Origin of the sequence: Photorhabdus stackebrandtii, from assembly GCF_011189495.1 — a bacterium.
GTDB classification, from domain to species: domain Bacteria; phylum Pseudomonadota; class Gammaproteobacteria; order Enterobacterales; family Enterobacteriaceae; genus Photorhabdus; species Photorhabdus khanii.
This window is the reverse complement of the sequence record NZ_PUJV01000218.1, coordinates 1-244: the sequence shown is the minus strand read 5'-3', so window position 1 is coordinate 244 and position 244 is coordinate 1. Positions and strand designations below refer to the sequence as shown.

Annotated in this window: 1 protein-coding gene; it reads right to left on the bottom strand. The window is 50.4% G+C overall.

Annotation, left to right across the window (positions count from 1 at the left end; translation table 11 throughout):
* Positions 1 to 244 (bottom strand): hypothetical protein (locus C5470_RS22375; protein ID WP_207627089.1); only part of this gene is annotated, 244 nt, incomplete at both ends.

The window sequence follows — 244 nt, the reverse complement described above, 5'->3', positions numbered from 1 at the left end:
TCCCCGCTTGAGCTTCTGGACGACCGCTTCTGGTTCTGTTGGATTAATACGCAGCTGGCTGCCATCTTTACCCTTTTTTTCCCGATTTTCTTGTCGGCGCCGTAATACTTCGGCGCTCTGTTCCAATTGCTTAATGCGTTTTTCTGTCCGCGCAGTAGCGGGCGCTGCCGTGAGGGCGCTTTTTTCTCGTGAAATCGCTTCCTGAGTCAAAAGATGATAATAAGAGCACGCAGCTTCAATCACT